The organism is Palleronia marisminoris (assembly GCF_900172315.1).
Lineage (GTDB): Bacteria > Pseudomonadota > Alphaproteobacteria > Rhodobacterales > Rhodobacteraceae > Palleronia > Palleronia marisminoris.
This window is the reverse complement of the sequence record NZ_FWFV01000025.1, coordinates 1-4,165: the sequence shown is the minus strand read 5'-3', so window position 1 is coordinate 4,165 and position 4,165 is coordinate 1. Positions and strand designations below refer to the sequence as shown.

Sequence of the window (4,165 nt, the reverse complement as noted above, 5' to 3'; positions counted from 1 at the left end):
TGTCGATGAAACGCGCCAGAATGGCCGTCCGATCCAGACAAGTATTGCCGCGGGATGGAGCAGTCCGGTAGCTCGTCAGGCTCATAACCTGAAGGTCGTAGGTTCAAATCCTACTCCCGCAACCAAAGTTACTTGCCTCGACCGCCCGCCCACCCGGTGGGCGTCGGTGTTTCTGACGCCCCCCCTCGCACAGCACAAGAATGGCTCCGAGCTCGCCGCGAAGCGCGATGCGATGGCCATTCGGCGCGTCCGGATCCGGATCGAGCACGATCGTCTCGATGAGGCCGCGCAGGATCGCGACTGCTTCGTTTCGCGTACCTTCGGAGTTGAGCGCAGAAGCGAGGTCGCTCACCTTGTTGGCGTAGATGTCCGAGAGGCGCGGATGCAGCGTGACCGGCTCTGGCACGGGAGACGCGTGAAGCGTCTCTTCGAGTTCGGCCGGTTCAGCCTCCAGGTCCTCCATCTTCGCCTTCATGCTTGGGTGATACATCCCGTCGGTGATGGCTGTAAGCAACCGGTCGATCGCGGTTCGGACTTTGCGAGGCGGCGCTCGCTTACCTGTCGGGTCGTCTGCGCGTCGGTCTGATCCTTCTGCATCTCCCGGTGGAACTCCGCGATGAACTCTCGGACAAGTTCCGGATGCATGAGCTTCTCCTTGAGGCCGTGGAGGACACGCGCCTCCAAGTCGGTTCGGGCGATAGACCTGCGGTTGTCGCAGGTGCCGCGGTTGCGGGCGGCGGAACAGCCGTATCGCGTGGCGCTGATCTTGATGTATCCGGCGCCGCAGCAGCCGCATTCAAGCAGGCCCGAGAGAAGATATGCGGGGCGGCGGCCGCATTCTGAGGCTGGAGCTGTCGGGTGTTCGGAGCGAGCCGCCACGATTTCGTTGCGGATGCCTGTCTGGCGTGCCTTCACCCAATCCCACAGCGCGTCGTCGACGATCCGGAGGTGGGGGACCTCTTCCACGATCAACTCCTGCGGTGGGTTGGGCCGGGCCTGACGCTTGCCAGTCTCCGGATCCGTCACGAAACGCTGGCGATTCCAGACCAGGCGGCCCACGTAGAGCTCGTTGTTGAGTATCCCTGTGCCGCGCTTCCAGTTGCCGGAGATCGTTGAGAAGGACCAGCCACGTGCGCCGTCGCGTGGCGGCGGGACACCTTCCTTGTTGAGGTCTGCCGCGATGGTGCGGGCGCTCTTGCCGGTGTCGTACTCCATGAAGATGCGGCGGACGATGGCGGCCTCGTTCGCGTCAATGGCACGGTCGCCGGTGGTGAAGGTCCCGTCCGACAGGGGCTGGCGGTCAAGACGGTAGCCATAGCTGATCCCGCCTGCGGACTTTCCGGCCCTGACACGCCCCTCGAGGCCGCGATGTGTCTTCTGGGCGAGCTGACGAAGGAACAGGGCGGACATCGTCCCGCCAAGGCCGATATGCATCTCGCTGATGGAGCCCTCGGCCTTGGTGACGATCTCGACGCCTTGGAACGTCATGCGCTTGTGCAGGCCGGCGATATGTTCCTGGTCTCGCGACAGGCGATCCAGCCCCTCGGCGACCAGGACGTCGAACCCGCGCAGCATAGCCAGTTCCTGCATGCGCTGGAAACCGGGCCGAAGGTGTGTGGCTCAGCTGATCGCCTGGTCCGAGAAGACCTCAACGACGCTCCAGCCGCGCTCCGTGCAGAGCCGGCGACAGAGACGCACCTGGTCGTCGATCGAGGTCACGCTCTGCATGTCGCTGGAATAGCGGGCATAGATCGCGGCGCGTCTGGAGCCGGGCATAGTCATGATGAACCTTATCCTTCGTCTTTGCGGATCCTGCGCACAGCATCTCGCGCCAGCAGCCGGACCAGATCCACGAGCGCCGGGTGTGGTGGCGTTCGGGGGGGCTTCTTCAGGCTCAAGCGGGGGTTTGGGGAGCTTCTCCAGAGATATGGCCATTCTAGCGGCCCTCGCGATGCGTCAAAGGTAGGCCGTCTGCATGAAACTGCAAAGCGATCGAATGCATCGTCGTACCCTTCCTGTGCAGTCGCGGGGGCCCGCGGCCGAACGTCTCAGCTTTGATCGCGGGCGTGGATGAGCCGCGATGTTGTTTCTCCGAGATTACCATGCAGCGGCGACATCGCCTTTTTCTAACCTGTCCGGAAAACACGGTTTTTTGGCCCAGTCGTCCACAGAAACGGGGTCCGGACCTTCGATTTCTGGCTTGACTTGTAGCATTCGGCGGCGCGTCACGGTCCGTCCATGTCCAGCCCCGGTGCTGATTGTTCGCTAGCTTCGAGATCGACGATCTCCGTCGTCCCGTCCGACCAGCGGATCGTGAGCGTGTCGGCGGGAAGGTCAGGACGAAAGCGGGCTGCGGCATCGCGGTCCCGAGCCCGCTTCACGGTCGCGATCAGGCGTCGCCCGCAGTCGGGGCCGGGCCGAGGCCCAGGTGATATGAGAGATGGAGAAGCTCCGCTCGCAATGCGCCCGGGTCCTCCTGCTGGGACCGGACCGAGGCCAGCACGTCCGCGATTTCCGCGTCATGCCGATGCACCTCGCTCTGAAGGGCGGTCAGCTGCGATGTGCTTGCCGTGATCCCATCGGCCATCAGCATGGCCGACCGCGTTACCTCCTCCAGCGTCGCCTCTAGCTTCTGCGCCAGTTCCTCCAAGCTCACCCCGGGATGCCGAAAGAGGTCGAGGAGAACTTGCAGGTCCTGGATGGCACCCGGCTCAGGAGAACTTGGTAGTGCGCCGCGAGCGGGGAAGCGCTCAAGGTCATCATTGGGTACTGTCAGATTTTGCAGGATGGCCGTGCCGTCCAGGCCGGCAGTAGGGGCGTCTGCAGCGCCGACAGATAAGAGTCCTGCCGGGCGAGGGCGTGGAACCGTGTGGCGAGATCGCCGGGGGGCAGCGTATCTATGAGCAGGCGTAGCCTGATACCATCATCCGGTGAGGCCGTGTTGCTCTCGATCAACCATCTCAGCTTCTTCTATCCCGTTTTACGTTCAGCGACCCAGAACCCTCGGGCGCGCAGTGTCGCGTTCAGGGTGTCGAGATCGAAGGGCATGCGCTCGGGATCAGCGATACATCCCGGTTGGCATCGCAGGCCAGTGCTTCTGCCGGCTCTGGCGGGACCGAATCCGACGATGCCGTCTCTGTCGACACGTTCGCTCCAGATCAGGGCGTTTCGAGAGACGATGTGCCTGACACCCGCGAGCAGCGTCGTCGTGCCTGTTCCCGGCTGTTATGGAGATCGTACAATAACCAACGAAATCCGCTCCAACTGTTATGAAAGATCTACACCCATCCCGGGACAGCTTCACCACAGCCTGTCGCGAGAACGCCCAAACATGCTGCGGGACTTGAACAACCGGTAATGGAGGGTCCGGCGCCGCGTCTGGCTACGTCCACCGGAGGCGCCGCGCAGGCGGACTCTTGCTGCACGGTCTAGGTCATTGCGAAGGGGCGTTATGAAGACGGCAAAAGCGATCATGATGGAAGCTAAAGTGACATACGCGTTGCCGAGGGAATGTTGTTCATACCACTTCGGGGACCGAGCCAAGTCATGATAGGCAGGGTACTTCGCGCCTGGCTGAATGCTGCGAGCGCCGCATAAGTCGACGATCAGGACATCCTCGTGATCCCCGGTCCCCTGCCAATGGCCAGACCTCATGAACGGTTCACGCCGCGCGTCCCCGCTCTAGGCATTTGGGCGCCCGATCATTGCGACAATTTCATCTGAAGCGCCTGCCCCTGCGGACACCGATATCGTGGTTCCGGTCCTGTCGCGGGTGCGGGCGAGCGATTCCCTCACAGCTCAAACCTGTCGCGTCGCAAGCGATAGGCGCGGGGCCGATCCGAGAACGCAGCGTCCCGGGAGGCGAAACTGGAACGATCGTGCTTCGCCGCCCGGCACAAGTGACCCGAATGCGTAGGTCCTGCGCGAACTCCTGCGGCGACCGGTTGCCGGCGATCCCCTCGGCTTCGGTCCCTTTGGGAAGTGAAGCGGTCGGGCGCACGCACGAGCGCGGTCAACCGATCTATCATGCCGTCCATAGAGCTAAGGCCGATTTTGGGTGACGCGGGCTGATCAAGCGGCGCGGCTTTCGGTGCCATCCTGTTCGGCGACACCGTCGTTGAATTTGACGCCTTCGACGACGAGAGGCAACTGGTTCGCGCCCTTC

Annotated in this window: 3 protein-coding genes, 1 tRNA gene and 1 pseudogene; 1 reads left to right on the top strand and 4 read right to left on the bottom strand. The window is 63.0% G+C overall.

Annotated elements, in window-relative coordinates; genetic code table 11:
- Nucleotides 1-48 precede the first annotated feature (48 nt).
- A tRNA-Met gene (locus PAM7066_RS18380) sits at nucleotides 49-125 on the top strand.
- Here PAM7066_RS18380 and PAM7066_RS19485 read toward each other — a convergent pair.
- The 4 genes and pseudogenes from PAM7066_RS19485 to PAM7066_RS18370 form a co-directional block, all read right to left on the bottom strand.
- Complete coding sequence (locus PAM7066_RS19485; RefSeq protein ID WP_245749767.1) at nucleotides 104-490, bottom strand: hypothetical protein; 387 nt, start codon at nucleotides 488-490, stop codon at nucleotides 104-106. The genes PAM7066_RS18380 and PAM7066_RS19485 overlap by 22 nt on opposite strands.
- The gene (locus tag PAM7066_RS19570; RefSeq protein WP_276327463.1) at nucleotides 472-879 is read right to left on the bottom strand and encodes a recombinase zinc beta ribbon domain-containing protein; all 408 of its coding nucleotides are present in this window, start codon (nucleotides 877-879) and stop codon (nucleotides 472-474) included. The genes PAM7066_RS19485 and PAM7066_RS19570 overlap by 19 nt, the downstream gene beginning before the upstream one ends.
- Before the next feature lie 36 nt (nucleotides 880-915).
- Nucleotides 916-1,776: pseudogene (locus PAM7066_RS19565) on the bottom strand (recombinase family protein); the annotation flags it as partial.
- Between the two features lie 613 nt (nucleotides 1,777-2,389).
- On the bottom strand, nucleotides 2,390-2,593 hold the full coding sequence (locus tag PAM7066_RS18370) for a hypothetical protein (RefSeq protein WP_139838423.1): 204 nt from the start codon (nucleotides 2,591-2,593) through the stop codon (nucleotides 2,390-2,392).
- Nucleotides 2,594-4,165: the final 1,572 nt, after the last annotated feature.

Bases quoted from the DNA above. Each gene is read 5' to 3' on its own strand.
- PAM7066_RS19485 (WP_245749767.1), bottom strand. From the start codon at position 490: ATGTATCACCCAAGCATGAAGGCGAAGATGGAGGACCTGGAGGCTGAA.
- PAM7066_RS18370 (WP_139838423.1), bottom strand. From the start codon at position 2,593: ATGCTGATGGCCGATGGGATCACGGCAAGCACATCGCAGCTGACCGCC.